Origin of the sequence: Bacillus cereus group sp. Bc010, from assembly GCF_027716745.1 — a bacterium.
GTDB lineage: Bacteria > Bacillota > Bacilli > Bacillales > Bacillaceae_G > Bacillus_A > Bacillus_A pacificus.
The window spans coordinates 193,148-215,423 of record NZ_JAQFUY010000002.1; the positions used below are offsets into that span (position 1 = coordinate 193,148).

Sequence of the window (22,276 nt, forward strand, 5' to 3'; positions counted from 1 at the left end):
GCCCCTCTTCCCCTCATTACACAAGTTGTAGTTTTCTTTTCACTCGAACGATTTCTTTTTTCACGCTATTTCTATGTGGATAATCACTTCGATAATGGCCACCAATGCTTTCTTCTCTTTGCAAAGCTGATACGACGATAAGCTCACAAACTGTTAACATATTCACAATCGTTATCTCTTCATTTGTAAGAGCATCATGTTGCAATATCATATTTCGAACACCGTATTTACTAAGCCATCTCTTTGCATAAGATAAACTTTGTTCTGTTCGCACAATCCCAACGTATTTCATCATACATTCTTGTATTTCTTCTTTCGTCGGCAAATGATTCAGAACGATAAACTTCTTTTCCTTCTCAGCAAAGTTGTTCAATCTGTCTTTTGTCGCTTTCGTTAAAATATGTTGTCCTATTCTTTTTCCAAACACAAGACCTTCTAATAATGAATTACTCGCTAATCTATTGGCTCCATGAACACCGTTACAAGCTACTTCACCAACCGCATATAAATGTGGAATGGACGTCTCTCCATCACAGTTTGTTTTCACGCCGCCCATATGAAAATGAGCACCAGGTACGACCGGAATGCGTTTTTCATTTATATGAACACCATTCTTTTTACACAATGATGATACAGTTGGAAAACGTTCTTCAAAATTTTGGATAGACTCAATGTTCAAATACACTTTTTCACCCGACAAAAGCTGTTCATGAATCGCTCTTGCCACTACATCACGCGGAGCGAGATCGTGGTCTGGGTGTATATCCATCATAAAACGCTGCCCTTTTCCATTTATAAGGACAGCCCCTTCACCGCGGACCGCTTCAGAGACGAGGCCACAGCATCGCCCGCCCGCATATAACATCGTTGGATGGAATTGTACAAATTCTAAATCTACAAGCTCCCCACCCGCGCGGTACACCATCGCAAGTCCATCACCCGTAATTGTTTTGTCATTAGAAGTAAAGGCATATAAACCACCAATCCCGCCTGAGGCTAACACCGTATAATCTGCATCGTAACGCTTCAACTTCCCTTCACTATCTCGCGTTAAAACTCCAGCACATTTTTCGTTTTCTATAATAAAATCAAGCACCATTTCCTGTTCCACTACCGTAACGTACGGAACTACTTCTTGAATGAAATGCTCTAATAAATTCTTTCCTGTTGCATCGCCACCTGCATGTAAAATACGACGCTTCCGATGTGCACCTTCTTTTCCAAGGTGAGGGCCCGTTTCATCTCCATCAAATTTCATTCCATTTTCAATGAGATGATTCATTTCATTCGGCCCTTCTTCAACTAAATAACGAACCGCATCTTCATTGTTATAATGACATCCTGCTACTAACGTATCTTCAAAATGATCATTTGGATTGTCATATGTAGCTATCGCTGCGGCAATTCCACCTTGCGCTAAATATGTATTATTATTACGATTCGTTTCCTTTGTGATAATAATCACATTCTTTTCGTGACAAATCTCTTTTGCAACACGAAGTGCCGCAACGCCACTTCCAATAATTAAGACATCTGCACTTGGCATAATTGTTGCCTCCTACTTTACACTTTTCAACTGTCTTGACACCTATATTTACATAGTTTTAAAATAATGACAAGAGTTTTTTTATAATTCTTATTTTCACTACCATTTAAAAAATAAAAGAAATGTAACTCTTACTAGAGAGAGGAACTTACATGATGATATATCTTGATTATGCAGCTACTACACCTATGAGCGCGGAAGCATTACAAACATATATGAAAGCAGCATCGCAATACTTCGGAAATGAACAAAGTTTACACGATATTGGAGGAACGGCCTCTTCTTTATTACAAGTTTGTAGAAAAACATTTGCCGAAATGATTGGCGGAAAGGAGCAAGGAGTATTCTTCACGAGCGGTGGGTCAGAATCGAACTACCTTGCGATTCAGTCCCTTCTCAATGCCCAAAATAAGAAGCATATTATTACTACACCTATGGAACATGCATCCATTCGAAGTTATTTTCAATCCTTACAATCAAAAGGGTATACAATTACTGAAATTCCTGTTGATAAAAATGGACTCATTCATTTAATAGATTTAGAAGCAGCTATTACAGAAGATACTGTTCTAGCAAGTATACAGCACGGAAACTCTGAAATCGGAACCGTTCAAAATATCGCAGAGATTGGGGCACTTTTAAAAAAATATAACGTTTTATTTCATTCAGATTGTGTACAAACCTTTGGTAAACTTCCTATTCATGTTTTTGAGATGGGGATTGATAGTCTTTCTGTTTCAGCACATAAAATATACGGACCAAAAGGTGTCGGCGCTTGCTATATCAATCCGCAAGTTCGCTGGACACAAATATTTCCGGGGACTTCTCACGAAAAAGGATTTCGTCCAGGTACAGTGAACGTTCCTGGCATCGCAGCTTTTTTAACAGCTGCTGAGAATATATTGAAAAATCAACAGGAAGAAAGTTTACGTTTTAAAGAGTTACGATCCTACTTTTTAGAGCGATTACAAGCACTTCCTCTAGAAATTGAAGTAGAAGGTCATTCTACTTCTTGTTTACCACATATTATTGGGGTTACAATAAAAGGAATAGAAGGTCAATATACAATGCTAGAATGTAATCGCCGCGGTATTGCCATTTCTACCGGAAGTGCTTGCCAAGTTGGTAAACAAGAACCTTCGAAAACAATGCTTGCAATTGGAAAAACGTATGAAGAGGCAAAACAATACGTCCGCTTCTCTTTCGGACAACAAACAACGAAAGATCAAATTGATACTACTATTCATGCACTACACACAATTGGAAATCAATTTTATAGAGGTGTTAAATCATAATGAAACAAAATGAACAAAAAAAGATTTTAGGTGAAGAAAGACGACAGCTTATCCTTCAGTGGCTTCTCGCTGCAAATGAACCGTTATCCGGGAATGAGCTATCGAAAAAAACGAATGTAAGTAGACAAGTTATCGTGCAAGATATTTCCTTGCTTAAAGCACGAAACGAACCGATCATTGCAACTGCTCAAGGCTATTTATATTTAAAACCACAAGAGAAACAACAAGCTTTCGAACGCGTAATTGTATGCCAACATAAGCCAGCAGAAGTACATCAAGAACTTACAATGCTTGTTGACCACGGCGTTACAATTAAAGATGTAAAAGTTGAGCATCCTGTATACGGTGACTTAACAGCATCCATCATGGTAAGCAATCGCTTTGATGTAGAGCAATATTTACAAAAAATCGAAAACACAAATGCGTCCTATCTTTCGCAATTAACAGACGGTATTCACTTACATACTATTGAGGCAGATTCAAAAGAAAAGTTAGATGCAGCTTGCGAGGCACTAGATAAAGCTGGTTTTCTCGTTTATTAATGTAAAGCACAGAGTTTTTATCATTCTCTGTGCTTTTTTAATGCTATAATATTGTAATCAATCGTAAAGGAGATCAAATATGGGAATTGAACTCGTTCACTTTAGCATTGGCAAACCGAAACAAATGAAATATAGCGAAGATAAAGAAATGATTACTGGTATATGTAAAGAACTTACCGAAGAAGCTTTTCTCTCAAAAGATGGCTTCCTTGGTGATGACGTAGCGGATTTAAAACACCATGGTGGACCTGATCGCGCCGTTTGCGTGTATCCACACGAGCATTACGCACTATGGGAAGAGGAATTCCAAACAACACTCCCCGCTTCTGCATTTGGCGAAAACATTACCGTAACAAATATGTTAGAACGTGATGTATGCATCGGAGATACATACAAATTAGGTGAAGCAATCATTCAGGTGACACAAGCAAGAGTACCTTGTAGTACGATTTCAAAACGCCTCGGCATTCCTGGCATACTGCCGCGCATTGTAGCAACTGGATTTACTGGCTACCTATGCCGCGTTCTTCAGGAAGGTACTGTACGTAAAGATTCAAAAATCACATTACTAGAGCGTCAACCGAGCAATGTTTCTGTCTTGTTCTCTAACGAAATTTATTTTCATAATAGAAAAGATAGAGATGGCATCGAAAAGATTCTTGCTGTTCCAGCACTAGCTGACGTTTGGCGTGGTCAATTAGAAGAGCGTCTTGCGAAGTTAAAATAAAGAATCCCACTTATAGATATTATCAAAGTAAAAATTCAAAAATAAAAAGACTAACGCATACTAGTCTTAATATGTGTCGGTCTTTTTATTTTTATTGCATATGCAAACGAATACTGTTTAATTTTCAACTCACATATTCGTACTAAATGTATTTCGAAAAAGTTTAATTATATTTCCCCTACTAGCGTTGTCATTACAGACATAATTTTATTCAGCTTTTTCTATTATAAATTTCTAATTATTTGTTAACAGTACCGAAACTTGTATTGTTGTGTAGAGTTCAAAATTCCATTTAACAGAAATCCAAAAAAGTATTTTATAAAATTCAATATAATTTCTATAGTTACTACTAAGCATAATTGTAATACCAATGAAACCATAGTAATTATTCAAATTTTCATAAGTTATTTATAGCTTTTATTTTTATCAGCTTTCTTTATTTCATTACTAATTACTATGGGCTGTATTCTTTTTCTTATTCTTTCGTGGATAAAGCCTTCTTCAAATCCAAATTCTTTAAGTAAATAGAATTCCAAGATGTTTTGGAGGACATGATAAGCATTTATTAAATCATCACCTTTAAGGGCCTTTTCTTCTAATTTTTGATCATAGTGAGTATAGTAATTTCTTGTACTAGCAATTAACTGAGGAAAATCCATCAGTTTAAAGTCTCCTGTATGAAAGAAAAAACTGAAGTCCGCTAATAATAAATCAGCCAATCGACTTCTTAATGTAACAAATTTGTAACTACCACCTAATAAGAAATTATTATCTTGTTCTCGAAAGGGTTCAGGTCTGATTTCGAGTAATTTAGCTACCCTTATCTCAAAGGCATCAAGAGAATATGCAATTCTACGAGAATGATAGGTTTCTAAGGCCTGTACCACATTCAAAAAATGTCGACTCATTGATAAATTTTCATTATATAGACTATCAATATACAGTTCTATTATTGGTTCCATAATAGTCGATATTTCTTGCCATTGCGGAAAATTTGCTTGTCCAAGCTCCCTTAAGTTAAATAAATAATCATGCTTTAACATCTGTTTAGAGCTGCTTTCTCTACTGATATTTTGTTTAAATGCATGTATAACTTTTAATGGTTTATTATGTTTCTTTCTACCTTCAAATTCATAATAAATTTCCGGTGATTCTACAATCAAAGAATCAAAACCTAATGGTTTTCCTATAGCTATTTCTATTAACCTTTTCATTTGGTTGGCTATCCCCATAAACCAATCTAATGTTTGGACGGTTCTAGATTCAATTATAAGATATGGAATTTGTTTTAAATTTATCTCCTCTTTCATCAGTTGAAATGGAGAGCTAAAATCCAAGTAATAAAGTAAGCTGTACTCTTCACACTCATATATTTTAATAGGTTCTGCAATCTCTAAACCTATAAGTGTATGTTTATCATCTAAATCTGGCCTTACATAGTTTGAAGTATCTCCCCATTGAATTATTCCTGGTATTTCAATTTTCATTTGTGTAAAATTAATTTTTTCTTCTTGATTGAAAGTTGCACCATCAAGCATAAATGTCGCTTGATATCCAAATACCTCTTCTGAACCTATCCTACTCTCAGTACTTATTCTTACACAATCAACAAGAGTAATTTGAGCACCATTTATAGTAGTTCCAGTAATAAAGGGAATTTTAAGAGGCAGTTCCAAAAAACTCATAATAAGTCCTTTATTAGGTATACGAATATATAATACTATTCCCCCATCATCCTCATTTAAATACAAATCTCCGGGATATTCCTTTTCTAAATCTTTCATCCTCCAAAATCCAGTTGCTGATAAGCTGACATTCATGTTTCCACCACCCTCATTAGCATTCTAACTTAATCAAAGTACTTTTATAAGTGTACATGTTATTAGAGTGTAGAGCTATTTTACGAATTAAATCAATCTATATAAGTAAAAAACAAGAAGACCTCTCTAAATTTCCTCTATGACTGATATTCTGCTCTACCTCTGATCCCACACTACTATTTAACCCACTACTTATCGAAATTGGATATTACATTTTAGATTTTTTTAGGCCTGTAAGAAAAGGAGGATGATATATTTAATATGGCATCCTCCTTTTCTTTATAATCTATTAGGTACAAGGTGACATTTTTGAATTCACTAAAACCAATTATTCATTATCAAAGAATCATCTCTTACAACCAATAAGAAGAATAGCTCCCCAGCACCGTAACAGAAAAACCAAGTGCTTCAAGTTCCATCGTTACGCCTGGCAATAATACGTCATCGTATGCTTTATCGACATCGATTAAGAAAAAGTAATTTCCAAGTCCTGTTTTCATCGGGCGCGATTCGATTTTAGATAAGTTTAATTTTCTCCATGCGAAAGCTGATAACACTTGATATAGTGCCCCTGCATAATCAGCAGGTAACGTTATCATAAGCGTCGTTTTCTCTCCGCGGTTTTCTCCATTATTTGAGAGTATTGCTTTCTTTTTCTTATGGAGCACTAGGAAACGTGTATGATTATTTTTATGTGTATGAATACTTCGTCTTACGATCGTTAATCCGTATTTTTCTGCAGCCGCTTCATTTGCAATAGCCGCAATTTTTTCTTCAGGATGTTCTTTCACATATTGCGCTGCAGCACTTGTTGATGTCATATCTCGAGCAGTTATCCCTTTTAATTCTTCATTTAAAAACTTATGACATTGCGCAATAGCGTGTGGATGAGAATGCACTGCATATACTTCTTCCCACACTTCTGCATACTGCGGATGTACAAGTAAATGTTGCTGAATGGGCACTGTAATTTCTCCTACAATAGAAAGTGGTTGCTCATGTACAAGATAATCAATCGTTATATTCACTGAACCTTCTATGGCATTTTCTAGTGGTACCACTGCATAATCTACATTTCCATTTGCAGCTGCATCCATACAATCTGGAATCGTTCGATACGGTACATGCTCTGCTTCCGGAAAAAAACGACTCACCGCCATATTTGTAAATGTTGCTTCTGGTCCTAAATATCCTACTCGAATCATCGTCTTTTCCCCTCTTTTTCGTTTTCTTACTGTTATACCATACTTTTTTATATTCTTCTATGCAAATTTCGAATATTAAAAAAAGACTAGCATTTGCTAGTCTAAATGTTTCCTATATTCTCTTTGGGCGAAGAAGAAATAAATAATGCATGCAGCAATGTAGAACAAAATAAATACGCCTACTTTTCTTAATGATCCGTCCATAAAGACCGTATTATGAAACGTATATAACGCAACTGCACTATGCATACTCCCTACTATAATTGGCGCAAAAAATAGCATACACAATTGCCAGCGAGAAATCTTCCACACTTCTTCTTTCGTCATTCCAAGCTTAGATAGCGCTTCGTACTGCTTTCTATCTGATGAAATATTATGAAACCATTTAAAATATACAATACTACATGAAGTAAGAAAGAATAATATACTAATGAATGAGCCTACAAATAGAGTAATATCGCCGAACTCTTTCATATTCACATATAACTCCATATTACTTCGAAATGCGTTATTATCATCTTGTTTTATATGTTTCCGTAAAGCTTCATTTAATTTTTTCGTATTTTCGATATTGGGTAATGTGTAGCCTCGATATATCATTTTTTCAGAATCCGGAACCTTATTTGCTATACTGTCAAAATCTTCATCATTCATAACGAAGAACAGACCATTAATGTGCGAAGGATGATGGTTAAATTGAACCCCTTCTTTCTGACCGTTAAATCCGAATTGATATGGTTGATTCATTACTTGCAATTGAATCTCTTTTTGATTATATACATTCGAATTATTGTATTTATTATAATAAACAAGTGTAACTGTTCCTTTTTTAGGATGATACGTTTTCTGTTTTTGTTTTCGCGCCTCTTGATTGTACTCACTTTCCTTTATAAGCGGCGCTACTTCTGTTTCTCCTTTATTGGACTGAAAAGATGCATACACTCCAACAAAACTCATAAGTTGAAAATCATCATATCCATATTGGTGCAATAATTGTTCAACCGTGCCCTCCGCAAAGACTTCATGAGAAGAAGCACCTTTTTCTATGTAAGAAAATGAGTGCACGCCCCCGCCACGCCACATATCTTGCATACCAGAAAAATATAAGAACACCGTACCTGTTGCTGTAACTACAAATGTCGTTGCCATAGAAAGCATAAAGAAAAAGCGACCATTTTCCTTCATTCGATGTGATAATTGATTCACTATAAATAAATACGGATATGTATACATAATCTTTTTATTTCGTTTAATCATTTCTAACAATTGGATTGTACCGTGTGTAAAAGAAAAGTATGTTCCGAAAAAAACAAGTATAGACACAGGGAAAAAGTATAACGCTATCGTTGGCATCGTCGCTTGCAACGCTAACGCATATCCTATCCCTAAACAAATAAAACCGAATATACAAAGCCACATTGATGTTTTCTTCTCTTTTTTATCTGCTCGAAATTCTTTCAATAACCGAATGATTTTTATATTCCATATACGTAAAGCACTTATAAAAGATAACAAAATAAAAACGACCATATATGTAATAAATGTTACACCAATCGCCCTTACGTCAAATATGACAGGGAGTTCTTTCGGAAGCCCCAGTAACATACTAAACACCATAAAGAAGAGCTTTAAAAAGATCATGCCAAGCCCAATGCCAAAAATATTAGCAAATACTCCGATCAACATTTGCTCGGTCATAATTACGCAAATTACGTTAGATTTCGTCGCTCCCATTAACATATATAATCCTAATTCTTTCTTACGTGCCTCTATGAAAATAGAAGTAGAGTACAAAATAAATATGACGAAAAAAGAAATGATAATAACATTACATATGATAAGTCCCCAGCGTACGTTTTGATACCACATCGTCTCCTGCATATACGGATGTACAATGACAGACATGTATGCAAAAGACGCAAATATTGCAAAACAACTACTTAAGAAAAACACTTTATAATTACGCCAATTTCCTTTTATATTTTGCAGCGCTAGTTGCCGAATATTCATCTATCGTCCTCCTGTAACTTACTACATAGGCAAAAAGCTAGAGGTTTCTCTAGCTTTGCACGTGTTTTAAATATCCTCTTTGCGCGATCATAAAGTAAATCGCAGAAGCTAAAATGTATGCTCCAATTACAAGCGCACCTGATTTCCATAAATCGAGATAAAGCATTTTTCCTAACGTATGAAGAGCAAATCCACTATGAATGGCACCAATTACAATTGGGATAAAGAAGATAACGCCCATTTGTCGAATTGCAATTTTACGAATTTCTTTATCTGTCATACCGATTCTCTTTAACGATTTAAATTGAATACGATCTTGCTCTTTATCGTTAAACCATTTAAAGTATGTCATACTACAAGCGAAGAAGAAGAATAGTACTGCTACGAAGAAACCGATGAACATTGTAATTGCTCCACCTTCTCTTATATCCTTATACGCAAACACTGAATTTCTCAATTCTCCTTGCTTTTCTGGTGCAATTTCATTTTTCAAATCTAATACAAGATTTTCTGTATTTTTCCAATCCTCGATATAATAACCGTAATATTTCGTCTTTTCTTCATCTGGTACGAGCTTTGCGTATTTCTCAAAATCTTGATCATTCACAATAAGATATTCGCTATCGTTAAAAACAGAATATGACGTTGGCTCGTTTAATTGAACAGACTGCTTTTGTCCGTTAATCTTAAATTCATACGGTTTCGTACGATCTATTTTCATAAGTTCATTTGCTGCATCAACCATAACCATCGTCGCGCTACCTGGTGCATTATGAACCTCTGTAATTTGCTCTTTCTTTTGTTTACGCACTTCCGCGTTATATTCTTTTTCTGAAATAATCGCCATTGGTACTTCACGTTCACTGTTAAACAACATTATTTTCTGTGTTGCAGGTAGTTTTACATAGGTTACTTTTCGTGCATCTTCAAACCCATTTCTTTTTACAATCTCTTGTACTTTTTCTTCATTAATAAGGCTATGCGTATTTAATCCCTTTTCCTCATATGAAATAGCATGTGGCGTAAGCTCTATCGTTTTCGCACTCATATTTTCAAAATATACATAAAGCGTACCAACTGCTGAAGATACTACCGCCGTAATGATAGAAATTACAAATAAAAAACGAGCATTATCCTTCATTTTATAAATAAGATTGCTAAGTACGAACATATTTGGATATGTATAAAAAGATTGTTTTCGTTTTTGCAATGCTTGTAATACAACTGTACTTCCTTGTGTAAATAGTAAATACGTTCCGCCAATGGTCAATCCTACAATTGGTAAGAAATATATAATAAAATTCATAATGGTTACTTGGAAACAAAGAACATATGCAGCAATAATACATCCTATACCGGCTACACATAACCATGTAAATGCAAAAGGCTCTACTTTTTGCTTTCTTGCTTCTCTTAATAAATCAATAATTTGCAAGCGTCCTACTGTCCAAACGCTAAACAATGATAAGATTAAAAATAAAATAAAGTATACACCCGCTGTAATCAAAACCGCTTTACTATTCCATACGAGTGGAAGTGTTTTATCTATTTTCAATATTACGCTTAATGCTTGGAAGAATAATTTGGAACAAAGCATACCAAGTCCAATACCTACTACAATTGCAATACTACCTAACATAAGCTGTTCTAATATAATCATTCGGCCAAGCTGAGATTTTGTTCCGCCTATTAATGTTAATAGACCAAACTCTTTTTTCCTTGCTCGTAAAAACGTTGAATTTGCATATAAAATAAAGAGTGCTGAGAAGATGACTACAATATAATTCATCGATTCTAACCCTTTTGAAATCATCTCCCTCATACTAATATTACCGCCTACAACATCTGGATGATAAATGAAGGAAGCATACATGAAAAATACGACTATCGATAAACAACTGCTTATAAGAAACGCTTTATAGTTACGCCAATTTCCTTTTACATTATTAAGCGCGAGCTGGCGAAAGTTCATGATATTCCCCTCCTAGCATCGCAAGTACGTCCAGAATTTCTTGGAAAAAGGCTTGTTTCGTTCTTCCCTTATGTATTTCTGAGAAAATCTCTCCATCACGTATGAAAAGAATACGTTCGCAATAACTCGCCGCTACTGGATCATGCGTTACCATTGCAATTGTTACTTTCTTTTGTTCATGCAAATCTTGCAACGCGCTCATTAATGATTTTGCCGACTTAGAATCTAAGTTTCCAGTTGGCTCATCTGCTAAAATTAACGTCGGTTCATGAATGATCGCTCTCGCAGCTGCTGCACGTTGTTGTTGGCCACCTGATACTTCATATACCTTTTTATTTAAAATGCCCTCGATATTTAAAAACTTTGCAATCTCAAGCACTTTTGCATCGATTTCATTTACAGATTTCTTCGCCATTACAAGTGGTAAAATGATATTTTCTTTAATCGATAACGTATCAAGTAAGTTAAAATCTTGGAAAATGAATCCTAAATGTGTACGGCGAAACTCCGCTAATTTTGCAGCACGCATTTGATTAATTTCTTCCCCATTTACAAGCACATGACCTGAAGTTTGCTTATCAATTGTTGCTAATAAATTTAAAAGCGTTGTTTTCCCGCTCCCTGAAGGACCCATAATCCCTACAAATTTGCCTTCTTCTATTTTAAAATTTATATCGTTTAAAGCAGTCGTCGCTACTGAACCTTTTGATTGGTACACCTTCGTTAATCCTTTTACTTCAAGAACACTCATTTCTAATCCCCCTATGTGTTTTCTTCTTACATTTACTATAAGAAAAATAAGAAAAAGAAACGAGTGATTTCCCTTACAAAACGTTTTGTTATCTTACAGTTTTGTCATTTTTCTCATTAATGTATGATATTCTTCATCTTTTGCAAATTGGAACGTGAATGTTGTCCCTTCCCCTTCAGCCGATTGCACATACATACCGTGATGTAAATTATCACAAATTTCCTTCGTAATATATAAACCCATTCCAGTCGCTTCTCTCGTTTTCCGGCCATTTACCCCTGTAAAGAATGGATCAAATATACGCTTTACATCTTGCTCTGGAATACCGATTCCATTGTCCTTAATATGTAATAACACCTTTTGATCTTTCTCTTCAATTTGAAAGTGAATTTCCTTTTTCTCTGCTTCCGAAATTTTTGTATACTTAATTGCATTTACAACAATTTGTCCTATAGCAATACTAAGCCATTTTCTATCAGAGGCAACCATACAAGTATCTTCCTCAAACATCACTTTCGGAAATACAGACGATTGAATGAAGGACTTTCTATTTTCATTAATAATACCTCTAATAATATCTATCACATTTACTACTTCTACTTTATAATCTTTCGCAAACTTCTCTAGCCTTGCCATATGTAACGCTAAATCTAAACCATTTAGTATGCGATTATTTTCTTCACGAATACTTTCAACTGTCGCTCTTGCTTCACGATGCTCTTTACCAAACTTCTGTAATAGCAACTCAATAACAGATACCGGTGTTTTCATTTGATGAATCCATTGGTTCATAAATATCATTTGCTGTTGTTCTTTTGCATGTTGTTTATAAACTTCATTCATATATTGCTGTCTTAATAGCGTAAACGATTCAACGACCATCTCTTGCTCTGCCGTATAAGAAGTATCAATAAATAAGGAATCATGTAATGTATTTCCGCTAGTAACATATTTTTCGATCCTCCTTAAAAATACACTCCGTTTTCGGTAATCGTAAATAAGGTATACAGTAAACACAACTATCCCTAATAAAAGTCCGTATAACCATGTATTCCAATCAATAGATCGCTTTTCTAAAAGACTTTGCAACTGCAAAACGAGCCCAAATAAACAGAGGCTAATAATGTAAGAAAGAATTAAAGAAAAGCGGTCCATAAGGTAATCTTTAACCTTCATGTCCTTCTCCCCACTCTGTAAGAAGCGCATAACCGTATCCACGTTTCGTTACAATTGCATTTTTAATGCCGAGCTCCTCTAGTTTCTTCCTTACACGTTTTACATTTACGGTTAATGTATTATCATCAACAAAAGCTACCTCATCCCAGAGGGCTTCTAACAATTCTTCGCGCGTTACATATTGATTTGCTTGTTTCATTAAACACTCTAATAAGTAAAATTCATTTTTTGTCAGTTCTGTTTGTTGTCCTTGCCACTCAACAACGTGCTGAGATGGGAATAACAACAGTCCATTTACACCTAAACAATCGCTTTCTGCCGCAGAAGCATACTCACCATACCCACGACGAAGTGCACTTTTCACCTTAGCCATTACAATGTCTAAATGGAATGGCTTCGTAATGTAATCATCTCCGCCATTTTCAATTGCCATTACTTGATCCATTTCCCCCGTTCTTGCAGAAACAAAAATAATTGGTGCATTCGATACAGTGCGGATTTGACGACACCAATAGAAACCATCAAAATACGGTAAATTAATATCAAGTAACACGAGATGTGGATTTACTTTTACAAACTCATCTTTTATATGCCGTAAATCACTCGCTCTAAATGACTGATAGCCATACCTTTCTAAATGTTCCTCTAATATCCCCGCGATTTTCTCATCATCTTCTACGATTAATATTTTATACATGTTCACTTTCTCCCCATAAAAAGTTCTTATAAAACCACTTCTTTTTCTATTATAAATTGAAAATTTAATTAGTGGGGATTTTTTCCTGTATAAATCAGACTTTTACGATATAAAGTGAACCTTTAATCAGTGGGGGGTTTTTCTTCCCTCCACCTAACTTCTTTGCTTTCGCTACATTTTGAGATAAGGGTCTTACTGCCCATTAAAGTGAGATAAAAAAAGACTGCCGTATTTCGGCAGTCTTAGTCGATAAATTCAAATTCATATTCAAGAATTTTTACAATATCTCCGTCTTTTGCGCCACGTGCACGAAGCGCTTCATCAATACCCATTCCGCGCATTTGGCGAGCGAAACGACGTACAGATTCATCACGTGAGAAGTCTGTCATCTTGAATGTTTTCTCGATATCATAACCAGAGATAACAAACGTGCCATCACTTTCACGTGTAATGTCAAATTTAACACCTTCAGTCTCAAGTTTGTACATTACACTTGTATCAGACTCATCCGCTACTTCATGTATTGGGAATTCAGGTGTTGTTTCTAATAAGTTCGCTACTTCAAATAGTAAATCACGAACACCTTGTTTCGTTACAGCTGAGATTGGGAAGATTTTTACTTCGTCTCCCACTTTCTCTTTAAATGCTTGTAAGTTTTCTTCTGCATCTGGCATATCCATTTTGTTTGCAACAACAACTTGTGGACGCTCCGTTAGGCGAAGATTGTATTCTTTTAATTCATTATTAATCGTTACGTAATCTTCATATGGATCACGGCCTTCTAAACCAGACATATCAATTACATGCACGATTACACGTGTACGCTCAATATGACGCAGGAATTGATGACCAAGTCCGACGCCAGCATGTGCGCCTTCAATTAGTCCAGGAAGGTCAGCCATAACGAAGCTGCGGTTATCACCAGTTTCAACAACACCAAGATTTGGAACGATTGTTGTGAAGTGATACTCTGCAATTTTCGGACGTGCTGATGATACGACAGATAATAATGTAGATTTACCTACACTTGGGAATCCAACAAGTCCAACGTCTGCTAGTACTTTAAGTTCTAGAATGACATCACGCTCTTGACCTGGTTCCCCGTTCTCAGCGATTTCTGGCGCTGGGTTCGTTGGAGTAGCAAAACGTGAGTTACCACGACCACCACGGCCACCTCTTGCAATAACAGCTGATTGTCCATGTGTTACTAAATCCGCAAGAATTTGGCCTGTTTTTTCATCTTTTACTACCGTTCCAGGTGGAACTTTAACGATTAAATCTTCAGCTTTACGACCGTGCTGCCCTTTACTCATTCCGTGCTGACCACGATCAGCTTTGAAATGACGTTGGTAGCGGAAATCCATTAATGTACGTAAGCCTTCTTCAACAACGAAAACAACATCTGCACCTTTACCACCGTCGCCACCTGCTGGGCCACCTTTTGGAACATACTTCTCACGACGATACGCAACCATTCCGTTACCACCGTCGCCGCCTTTTACATATATCTTGACCTGATCTACAAACATTATTTCACCACACTTTTTTCAATTGGTTGTAATATAACTGAGACTTCTTCGTCTCTTACTGTATAAGAAATGGAATACCATTTATTGTTTTGGTTCGCAAGCCAATTCTGTAGTTCTTCTACACTCGTTAGCTTACCACGAAAATCAAAAAAGAAACGAGCATTCTCCGCGTCACATTCAATTGTGATACAAACATAATTTTCAACATATACGTCTAAACTATGCTGAAGCATTGAGAAAAATTGATTCGTCCATGTACATACAGTCTCATCTAAGTGAGATAAGTTATGTAAATTCCCTAATACTTCGTACTCCAATAAGCACGGCTGCTGTTTCCAATTATATGTTAAAATCCACTCTGAAAATAAAGGCATTGATAGCCCCATCAGATTGGATTCTTGTCTCGCTTCTTGGACAAAACGATCGATGAGACTATGAATTTCTTCCACTTTTCCAAGGGAAAGGTTTCCTTTCACCATCTGCATACGATTGAGCCAATCATGTCTTGAATGGCGCAATGCATCTATAATTGTCCATTTTTTATTCATTTAGATACTCCTTAATATAGAAAAACTCTAACCTGCACTCAGGTTAGAGTTTTCCGTGAGTTCTTATGCTTCTTGAGCAACAGGATATACGCTCACTTGTTTGCGGTCACGGCCAAGACGCTCGAAGCGTACTACGCCGTCAACTTTCGCGTATAAAGTGTCATCGCCACCACGACCAACGTTAACACCTGGATAAATTTTTGTACCGCGTTGACGGTAAAGAATTGAACCACCTGTAACCGTTTGACCATCTGCGCGTTTAGCACCAAGACGTTTTGACTGAGAGTCACGACCGTTCTTTGTACTACCTACACCTTTCTTAGATGCGAAAAACTGAAGATCTAATCTTAACATACGTTACACCTCCTGCACTTTTTCTATTAAACGGATATACTTTCCGTAATCAAGTTCGATCGTCTTAAGCGAAACAACCAATCCTTCTAAAAGTATCTGTGCTTTTTCTGCTGTATGAACGTCTAAATCATTAGGCAATTCATACGTTAAGAATCCACCATCACTTCCGAGTTCAATAGTTGCCTGCACATTACAAAGTTCTTCCACAGCATTTATGGAACCAAACACAACCGCTGTAGTTCCAGCACAGACAAGATCTTGTCCATGTGGCGCATAATCGGCATGTCCAGTCATTTTAAATGATTGGATACTTCCTAATTTCGTGCGACTTATCGTAATTTTAATCATGTTAACCAGAATTAAGCGTTGATAGCTTCAACAACTAGCTTAGTGTAAGGTTGACGATGACCTTGTTTCTTACGATTGTTCTTTTTCGCTTTGTATTTGAAAACGATGATTTTCTTAGCGCGACCGTGTTTTTCAACTTTCGCAGTAACTGTTGCACCTTCTACAACTGGGCTACCAACTTTCACGTTTTCGCCACCAACGAAAAGAACTTTGTCAAAAGTAACAGTTTCACCAGCTTCAACATCTAATTTTTCAATGTAGATTTCTTGACCAGCTTCAACTTTGATTTGTTTTCCACCTGTTTCGATAATTGCGTACATACTTGCACCTCCTCTTAATTACTAAGACTCGCCAAAAACGAGGTAGACATAAATGCCTTTAAGGAACCTGTCTTGTGCGGTTGTAGCATATAGCCGTTTAGGTGCTATAAACTATAACATAAAGATGTTATCATGAATCATAGACTATTGTCAATGAAAGTTCTAATAACTATTTTTTCCGTTCTATAATTTCTTTTTTACTTCCAAAACGGATAATAGCGTACTTTTCGATCATATCATCTTTGAAATAAATTTCAAATGGAATATTTTTTTGTAATTCTTTTTGCAAAAATTGTTTTTGTAATTCTTTAGGTGCAGAGATTAATACTGCCTCATCTTCTATATTGCCATATGAAATTAGCTCTCTCTCTAGCTCATACGCAATCGTTTCATACGACATGACATAGCCTGTCGCTTTGCACGGTGCACACTCTTCAAGTAATACGTCGCGTAAAGAATGTTTTTTACGTTTACGTGTCATCTCTAAAATCCCTAACTCTGTGAACCCGAGCACTCTTGTATATGTTCGATCATTTTGCATAGCAGCGATGAGACATTCTCTTATCTTTTCTTTATCTTCTCTTCTTTTCATATTAATAAAGTCAATTAATATCATACCACCAATATCACGGAGTCTTAATTGACGCGCTATCTCTTCAGCTGCTACTTCATTTGTACGAAGGACTGTATCTTGTAAATTCTGTTTTCCAGTAAACTTACCCGTATTCACATCAATTACAGTCATCGTCTCCATTTGTTCCACAATTAAATAAGCACCATTTGGGAGCCAAACAATTTTTTGAAGTGCTTTCTCAATCTCACGCTCTATGCCAAAATGGTTAAACATTGAAGACTTTTCATTATAAAAAGATATTTTTTCTTTACCGACTTTTTCTTCTAATTCTTTTACTATACTTCTTGTATCTACAACTACTTTTTCAATCGTTTCAATTGGGTTCTCTTGAAATACACGATCTAAAAAGGTTGCTGGTCGATGGACTAGTAACGGTGCCTTTCCTTGTCCCTCTTTTCTTTTTAACTCTTCATATAACTGCTGTAACCTTTGCATTTCAGCTTGTATTTCTTCAATTTCTCCTTTTTCAGAAGCTGAGCGGAAAATATAACCTCCTTTCCCTTCTACTTCAATTTGGAGTAATTGTTGCCTTCTTTTATTGTTTTTTATTTTCCGAGAAACCGCACGCATTTCATCATATGGCATATAAACGACATATTTCCCGGTAAATTCTATATTTGCTGTCAATTTTGGCCCTTTCGTATCAATTGCCTCTTTTACAACTTGTACGAGTACCGCTTTTCCTTCATGTATATGATAAGAAGATGGTACATCATCGTACGAAAGATAAGCATGTTTTTCTAAACCTATATTTACAAAAGCTGCATTCATTCCAGCAATCGTTCTTACGATACGTCCAACATAAATATGCCCAACAATCTCTTGTACTTCATTTCGTTTCCATAAAAACTCAACAATTTTCTTCTTCTCTTCAATTGCAACGCGTTTTTCCGATCCAGCGTAGTTCATATATAACGTTTTCAAAATACTTTCCTCACTTTATAATCTTCTTTGCTTTTACAATAATAAAAGGTTAGTGCTAACGTCAACACTAACCGATTAATTCTTCAACAGATGAAGTTGTTCGTTTTTCAGTAAAATACGCATAAAGCAATTCATTTTCATCCAATGTGTAATGTTCTTTATATTTTCCGCGGACGATAATAGAATGCTTATAGCCTCTACGAAATTTTGTGAATATCTTATATAAATGATCTTCTGATTGCACCTCAATCGGTGCAATCTTTTCAATTCCTCTTTTGTTCCCATAATAACGTTCTAATAAAAAACGCATAAAGGCATACCGTCTTTGCTTCCATTCTTGATATAACGACACCGCTAAAAATATGAGTAGTACCCACATCATAATATTGTTACTATTCCAAAGTAACTGCCCTCCTAGTATGACACTAAAAAAAACACATGATAATTTCATCATCTTTTCATGTGCTTGTAAATAAGGAAAACGATATGATAGTACGTTAAACAATACTTTTCCACCATCAAGAGGCCAAATAGGTAGTAAATTAAACGCTAAAATAATTATATTATTCCACATAAAGAAATAATATAATTCCGCATGAAGCCAACCAGCTTCAAACAACATATAGCCTACCGCCATCATCCAAATATGTTGAATAGGTCCTGCAATTACAACAACTAGTTCCTCTTTCAATGATTTATTCCCATGTTCCTCAAGCTCAGCCACACCACCAAACGGCAAAAGTTGAATCTTCTTAATACGCCAATTATAGTGTGCCGCTGCAAAAGCATGCCCAAGTTCATGGATGAGAACGATACAAAATAACAGTAGTAACTCTTTAAAACGTGCCGTGAAAATACCAATGACAATAATAACCCAAAACAACGGATGTACTGAAATCTTTGTTAAAACATCTCTATATTTAATCAAATGAAATCACCTGAATCGGATCAATAAATTTTTCGTCCTTTTTTATTGCGAAATAAAACTTACCATTTTTATTATTCGCATCATTATTCACTGTTCCAATTTTTTGTTTCTTTGAAACATAATCATATAATTTCACTGACATATCATTTAAATTTGCATACCATGACTCCGTACCATCTGCATGCTGAATTTGAACTGTATTACCAAGTTCCTCTTTCTTGCCCGCAAAAACTACTAGCCCTTCATTCACTGACTCAACAGTTGCATTTGTAGCTGTTTGTACAAATACACCTTGGCCATTTTTTTGAAACCCTTGCATCACCTTTCCGGAAGCAGGAATGGCATAATCTTTTTGCTGAATCGTTTCTTCTTTTTTCTCATTAGGCGAATAGAACACGAGCGGTTTTCCAAACTGTTTTTCGTACCATTTCGCTACAGTAGCAAACTGAAACTCTTCTTTCATCACTTTTTCTGTAACAGCTTTAGCACCGTCGAAAGAAGCTGGTGCATTCTTATATAAAATAGCGACAGAAAGAACTAATATTGCTGATAACAATACTTTGAAGAAAAACACTTCTTTTCGAAATAAAGGATGAATTTCCTTTTCTCCATCTTCAATAAAGACTGTTTCACTATCAAAATTCCCTCCAGCAAAATACTGCTCTTCCTCCATCCTTTCTTGCTCTGCCTTCCTCTTCGCAATCCGTTTTTTAATTTCTTCTACACGTCTATTCTTCATACTGTCTCCTTTCTTTCGTTAAGCTAATGTACATAGAAACAGTTGTATACAGTTTGTACATATGTATGAGCTAGGTATGGAAGATATTCGTGTGAAGAAAAAAGAAAGCACTCCGCAAATATGCGAAGTGCTTTTAACGGATTCCAAAGAAGTTTTTCACCTTTGTAAATACCGATACCTTTTCTTGTTCAAATGCTTGTAATGGGACATTCTCACCCAACAAACGTCTTGCAATATTACGATAAGCTAACGCTGCTTTTCCGCTCGGTTGCAACGCTACAGGCTCACCTGTATTTGTAGCACGAATAACTTCATCATCATCTTCGACAACACCAAGAAGCTCGATTGACAATGTACGTACGATTTCATCAACATCTAACATATCCTGTTCATGAAGCATATGACTACGCACACGATTAATAACAAGTTTCGGTGGTTCAATATCCTCTTTTTCTAAAAGCCCGATAATACGATCCGCATCGCGCATTGAGGATACTTCTGGCGTCGTAACAACAATTGCTTTATCCGCACCAGCTACCGCGTTTTTAAATCCCTGCTCAATCCCCGCAGGACAATCAATTAATATGTAATCATAATCTTGACGTAATACTTGTATTAATTCATCCATTTGTTCAGGTGTTACCGCTGATTTATCACTCGTTTGTGCTGCAGGTAATAAATAAAGATCATCAAAACGTTTATCTTTAATAAGAGCCTGAGGTAAACGGCAACGCCCTTCAACGACATCAACAAGATCAAATACAATACGATTTTCCAGCCCCATTACTACGTCTAAGTTTCGAAGACCGATATCTGTGTCAATTAAGCACACTTTCTTTCCAGATAACGCTAGGGCTGTCCCAATGTTCGCAGACGTTGTAGTTTTACCTACACCGCCTTTTCCAGATGTAATTACTATTGCCTCTCCCACAGCTATACAATTCCCCTTTCTAACTTTGTTAAATTAGGTCTAAGATGAGTGAGAAGTTGCAGTCGATCGACAACAATGTGATTGTTCTCATTAATATACGCACATTCTGCCGCCTCCGCTCCGTCTTCTTTCTCTTCCGGAGCCCGCATTGCCACATCACTAATTCGAAGTTGCATCGGGTTCATAACAGATGCAGCGATTACAGCATCTGAATCCCCATAATACCCCGCATGTGCAATTCCTCTTAATGATCCTACGACAAAAATATTCCCCCCAGCGATAACCGTTCCGCCTGGATTAACATCACCAATTAACAATAAATTTCCTTTTACATGTAAAACTTGTCCAGAGCGAACAATTTTGGAAATAGGGACGATTTCTGTTTCTTCTTTCCAAGCTATTGCTTCCTCTTTCGTTATAACATCACTTTCAATCGAATCCACAACGAGATTCTTTTTATTACGAATTAACGTACGAATCTCTTCTTGTTGGACTTCTGTTAAATAACGGTTTCCTACTTTCACATGCACTTCAATTAAAGAGCGTCCATCACCATCATAGTAATGTGTAGAAAGCTTTTCATCCAATTCCTTCAATAATTCAGAGAATGAACAACAATCATCTAAATGAAGGGTTATTCCGTCTTTTGTCCCTTTTATTGTTACATTTTGTTGCTTTTTTTCTTCCACTAAAGTTCACCCCACCGATTCAATTCGACATAAAATTAGAAAATCCTTTTTTCTTTTTCTTCCATCGCTTTTGAAAGACGCACTAAATATCGTCTCAGTGGGAAACAAACTATCAATAAGAAAATTGCATTTAGCAATAAAGTAGACAGGAGACGATCTGTGAAAAAGACATACGCCGACATATGAGTACGTCCTAACAAAGTTAAAAATCCATACACATAATACTCTAATGCTACTATGCTAGCTAGTACGATAGAAGTAACAATAAATAAATTCAATTGTAGTACCTTCATCACACTATAAACTAAATAAACTAAAATCGGATACGCAAAAATATATATACCAACAAGTTCCGTGTATACGGTATCAAATAAGAAACCAAATAATAGTCCGTAATAAATCCCTTGGACCGGACTATAGTACACAGTAATAAAACATAACACAATGATAAAGAAATGAGGTGATGCTATACTGTCTTTCCAAAAAACCTCTGTTGGAACAATAGTAGCAAACATATTTTCAAATAAAAAAGCAAAAAGGAGCAAAAGAGGAAGAGCTGCTCTTTTTAAAATCTTCATTATCTCTTCTCCC

General features: G+C 35.9%; 22 protein-coding genes and 1 other annotated feature. Of the genes, 3 read left to right on the forward strand and 19 right to left on the reverse strand.

Annotation, left to right across the window (positions count from 1 at the left end):
- Positions 1–16: 16 nt before the first annotated feature.
- Positions 17–1,546, reverse strand: a complete 1,530-nt coding sequence (nadB, locus tag PDQ68_RS04045) for an L-aspartate oxidase (protein ID WP_061184105.1) — start codon at positions 1,544–1,546, stop codon at positions 17–19.
- A 152-nt stretch (positions 1,547–1,698) separates the two neighbouring features.
- Here nadB and PDQ68_RS04050 point away from each other — a divergent pair, with 152 nt between their 5' ends.
- The 3 genes from PDQ68_RS04050 to PDQ68_RS04060 all read left to right on the forward strand — a co-directional run bounded on the left by PDQ68_RS04050 (position 1,699) and on the right by PDQ68_RS04060 (position 4,110).
- On the forward strand, positions 1,699–2,841 hold the full coding sequence (locus PDQ68_RS04050) for an IscS subfamily cysteine desulfurase (RefSeq protein ID WP_000973743.1): 1,143 nt from the start codon (positions 1,699–1,701) through the stop codon (positions 2,839–2,841).
- Positions 2,841–3,383 (forward strand): transcription repressor NadR, encoded by a 543-nt coding sequence (locus PDQ68_RS04055; protein WP_061184106.1) that lies wholly within the window; start codon positions 2,841–2,843, stop codon positions 3,381–3,383. Before PDQ68_RS04050 ends, PDQ68_RS04055 begins: the two co-directional genes overlap by 1 nt.
- 79 nt (positions 3,384–3,462) lie before the next feature.
- Positions 3,463–4,110 (forward strand): MOSC domain-containing protein, encoded by a 648-nt coding sequence (locus PDQ68_RS04060; protein WP_061184107.1) that lies wholly within the window; start codon positions 3,463–3,465, stop codon positions 4,108–4,110.
- 404 nt (positions 4,111–4,514) lie between these two features.
- Here the strand turns inward: PDQ68_RS04060 and PDQ68_RS04065 are convergent, their stop codons facing one another.
- From PDQ68_RS04065 to mreD, 18 genes are all read right to left on the reverse strand, one after another.
- Positions 4,515–5,930, reverse strand: a complete 1,416-nt coding sequence (locus PDQ68_RS04065; RefSeq protein ID WP_061184108.1) for an ApeA N-terminal domain 1-containing protein — start codon at positions 5,928–5,930, stop codon at positions 4,515–4,517.
- A gap of 353 nt (positions 5,931–6,283) precedes the next feature.
- Entirely contained in the window at positions 6,284–7,135 is an 852-nt protein-coding gene (gene pheA / locus PDQ68_RS04070) for a prephenate dehydratase (RefSeq protein ID WP_000621719.1), read from the reverse strand.
- A gap of 96 nt (positions 7,136–7,231) precedes the next feature.
- Positions 7,232–9,145 (reverse strand): ABC transporter permease, encoded by a 1,914-nt coding sequence (locus PDQ68_RS04075; protein WP_061184109.1) that lies wholly within the window; start codon positions 9,143–9,145, stop codon positions 7,232–7,234.
- A gap of 49 nt (positions 9,146–9,194) precedes the next feature.
- Positions 9,195–11,117: an ABC transporter permease gene (locus PDQ68_RS04080; protein ID WP_061184110.1), complete on the reverse strand. Its 1,923-nt coding sequence runs from the start codon at positions 11,115–11,117 to the stop codon at positions 9,195–9,197.
- A complete protein-coding gene (locus PDQ68_RS04085) occupies positions 11,092–11,868 on the reverse strand; it encodes an ABC transporter ATP-binding protein (RefSeq protein ID WP_061184111.1) in 777 nt (258 codons plus the stop codon). Before PDQ68_RS04085 ends, PDQ68_RS04080 begins: the two co-directional genes overlap by 26 nt.
- Positions 11,869–11,961: 93 nt before the next feature.
- On the reverse strand, positions 11,962–13,044 hold the full coding sequence (locus PDQ68_RS04090) for a HAMP domain-containing histidine kinase (protein WP_061184112.1): 1,083 nt from the start codon (positions 13,042–13,044) through the stop codon (positions 11,962–11,964).
- Positions 13,034–13,741 carry a response regulator transcription factor gene (locus PDQ68_RS04095; RefSeq protein WP_000276717.1) on the reverse strand — a complete coding sequence of 236 codons (708 nt, stop codon included), beginning with the start codon at positions 13,739–13,741 and terminating at the stop codon, positions 13,034–13,036. Before PDQ68_RS04095 ends, PDQ68_RS04090 begins: the two co-directional genes overlap by 11 nt.
- A 242-nt stretch (positions 13,742–13,983) precedes the next feature.
- Positions 13,984–15,270 carry a GTPase ObgE gene (gene obgE, locus PDQ68_RS04100; RefSeq protein WP_000497114.1) on the reverse strand — a complete coding sequence of 429 codons (1,287 nt, stop codon included), beginning with the start codon at positions 15,268–15,270 and terminating at the stop codon, positions 13,984–13,986.
- Entirely contained in the window at positions 15,270–15,818 is a 549-nt protein-coding gene (locus PDQ68_RS04105) for a sporulation initiation phosphotransferase B (RefSeq protein ID WP_001037006.1), read from the reverse strand. The genes obgE and PDQ68_RS04105 overlap by 1 nt, the downstream gene beginning before the upstream one ends.
- A gap of 63 nt (positions 15,819–15,881) precedes the next feature.
- Positions 15,882–16,172, reverse strand: coding sequence for a 50S ribosomal protein L27 (rpmA, locus tag PDQ68_RS04110; protein ID WP_000944958.1), 291 nt, complete (start codon positions 16,170–16,172; stop codon positions 15,882–15,884).
- 3 nt (positions 16,173–16,175) lie between these two features.
- Positions 16,176–16,520: a ribosomal-processing cysteine protease Prp gene (locus PDQ68_RS04115; RefSeq protein ID WP_001993153.1), complete on the reverse strand. Its 345-nt coding sequence runs from the start codon at positions 16,518–16,520 to the stop codon at positions 16,176–16,178.
- An 11-nt stretch (positions 16,521–16,531) separates the two neighbouring features.
- Positions 16,532–16,840, reverse strand: coding sequence for a 50S ribosomal protein L21 (rplU, locus tag PDQ68_RS04120; RefSeq protein ID WP_000270908.1), 309 nt, complete (start codon positions 16,838–16,840; stop codon positions 16,532–16,534).
- A 14-nt stretch (positions 16,841–16,854) separates the two neighbouring features.
- Positions 16,855–16,932, reverse strand: a sequence feature (ribosomal protein L21 leader region).
- A gap of 77 nt (positions 16,933–17,009) precedes the next feature.
- Positions 17,010–18,398: an Rne/Rng family ribonuclease gene (locus tag PDQ68_RS04125; protein WP_061184113.1), complete on the reverse strand. Its 1,389-nt coding sequence runs from the start codon at positions 18,396–18,398 to the stop codon at positions 17,010–17,012.
- A gap of 67 nt (positions 18,399–18,465) precedes the next feature.
- A complete protein-coding gene (spoIVFB, locus tag PDQ68_RS04130; protein ID WP_000599048.1) occupies positions 18,466–19,326 on the reverse strand; it encodes a stage IV sporulation intramembrane metalloprotease SpoIVFB in 861 nt (286 codons plus the stop codon).
- On the reverse strand, positions 19,319–20,065 hold the full coding sequence (spoIVFA, locus tag PDQ68_RS04135) for a stage IV sporulation protein SpoIVFA (RefSeq protein WP_000797468.1): 747 nt from the start codon (positions 20,063–20,065) through the stop codon (positions 19,319–19,321). Before spoIVFA ends, spoIVFB begins: the two co-directional genes overlap by 8 nt.
- 133 nt (positions 20,066–20,198) lie before the next feature.
- Positions 20,199–20,996: a septum site-determining protein MinD gene (gene minD, locus PDQ68_RS04140; protein ID WP_000503311.1), complete on the reverse strand. Its 798-nt coding sequence runs from the start codon at positions 20,994–20,996 to the stop codon at positions 20,199–20,201.
- Positions 20,997–20,998: 2 nt separating this feature from the next.
- Positions 20,999–21,685: a septum site-determining protein MinC gene (gene minC, locus PDQ68_RS04145; RefSeq protein WP_000391517.1), complete on the reverse strand. Its 687-nt coding sequence runs from the start codon at positions 21,683–21,685 to the stop codon at positions 20,999–21,001.
- Between the two features lie 35 nt (positions 21,686–21,720).
- Complete coding sequence (gene mreD / locus PDQ68_RS04150) at positions 21,721–22,266, reverse strand: rod shape-determining protein MreD (RefSeq protein ID WP_000975746.1); 546 nt, start codon at positions 22,264–22,266, stop codon at positions 21,721–21,723.
- Positions 22,267–22,276 lie beyond the last annotated feature (10 nt).

Coding starts and splice junctions, on each gene's coding strand:
- nadB (WP_061184105.1), bottom strand. CDS start 1,546: ATGCCAAGTGCAGATGTCTTAATTATTGGAAGTGGCGTTGCGGCACTT.
- PDQ68_RS04050 (WP_000973743.1), top strand. CDS start 1,699: ATGATGATATATCTTGATTATGCAGCTACTACACCTATGAGCGCGGAA.
- PDQ68_RS04055 (WP_061184106.1), top strand. CDS start 2,841: ATGAAACAAAATGAACAAAAAAAGATTTTAGGTGAAGAAAGACGACAG.
- PDQ68_RS04060 (WP_061184107.1), top strand. CDS start 3,463: ATGGGAATTGAACTCGTTCACTTTAGCATTGGCAAACCGAAACAAATG.
- PDQ68_RS04065 (WP_061184108.1), bottom strand. CDS start 5,930: ATGAATGTCAGCTTATCAGCAACTGGATTTTGGAGGATGAAAGATTTA.
- pheA (WP_000621719.1), bottom strand. CDS start 7,135: ATGATTCGAGTAGGATATTTAGGACCAGAAGCAACATTTACAAATATG.
- PDQ68_RS04075 (WP_061184109.1), bottom strand. CDS start 9,145: ATGAATATTCGGCAACTAGCGCTGCAAAATATAAAAGGAAATTGGCGT.
- PDQ68_RS04080 (WP_061184110.1), bottom strand. CDS start 11,117: ATGAACTTTCGCCAGCTCGCGCTTAATAATGTAAAAGGAAATTGGCGT.
- PDQ68_RS04085 (WP_061184111.1), bottom strand. CDS start 11,868: ATGAGTGTTCTTGAAGTAAAAGGATTAACGAAGGTGTACCAATCAAAA.
- PDQ68_RS04090 (WP_061184112.1), bottom strand. CDS start 13,044: ATGAAGGTTAAAGATTACCTTATGGACCGCTTTTCTTTAATTCTTTCT.
- PDQ68_RS04095 (WP_000276717.1), bottom strand. CDS start 13,741: ATGTATAAAATATTAATCGTAGAAGATGATGAGAAAATCGCGGGGATA.
- obgE (WP_000497114.1), bottom strand. CDS start 15,270: ATGTTTGTAGATCAGGTCAAGATATATGTAAAAGGCGGCGACGGTGGT.
- PDQ68_RS04105 (WP_001037006.1), bottom strand. CDS start 15,818: ATGAATAAAAAATGGACAATTATAGATGCATTGCGCCATTCAAGACAT.
- rpmA (WP_000944958.1), bottom strand. CDS start 16,172: ATGTTAAGATTAGATCTTCAGTTTTTCGCATCTAAGAAAGGTGTAGGT.
- PDQ68_RS04115 (WP_001993153.1), bottom strand. CDS start 16,520: ATGATTAAAATTACGATAAGTCGCACGAAATTAGGAAGTATCCAATCA.
- rplU (WP_000270908.1), bottom strand. CDS start 16,840: ATGTACGCAATTATCGAAACAGGTGGAAAACAAATCAAAGTTGAAGCT.
- spoIVFA (WP_000797468.1), bottom strand. CDS start 20,065: ATGAAGAATAGACGTGTAGAAGAAATTAAAAAACGGATTGCGAAGAGG.